General features: G+C 70.4%; 1 protein-coding gene. It reads left to right on the plus strand.

Annotated elements, in window-relative coordinates:
• Positions 1-231 (plus strand): alpha/beta fold hydrolase (locus NCT32_RS21355; RefSeq protein WP_250490512.1); only part of this gene is annotated, 231 nt, incomplete at its 5' end.
• Between the last annotated feature and the right edge of the window lie 12 nt (positions 232-243).

A 243-nucleotide genomic window follows, 5' to 3' on the forward strand; every position in this document is an offset into this window, starting at 1 on the left:
ACGCCGGCGAGCGCGTATGCGAAGCTGCGCATTCCCACGCTCGTCATGCGCGGCGAGCACGCGCCCGCGCCGACGCGCCTGATCGCGGAAACCTTGCCCGATCTGATGCCGGCGGCGAAGCTGATCGTCGTGCCGGATGCGGGACACATGGGGCCGCTCACGCATGCCTGTGCGGTGAACGCGGCGATCGCGGATCACATCGCGATGGCGACGTGCGCGCCGCTGGCCTAGCTAGCCGAGCAG

The sequence above is a fragment of the Caballeronia sp. INML2 genome, assembly GCF_023631365.1.
GTDB lineage: Bacteria > Pseudomonadota > Gammaproteobacteria > Burkholderiales > Burkholderiaceae > Caballeronia > Caballeronia turbans.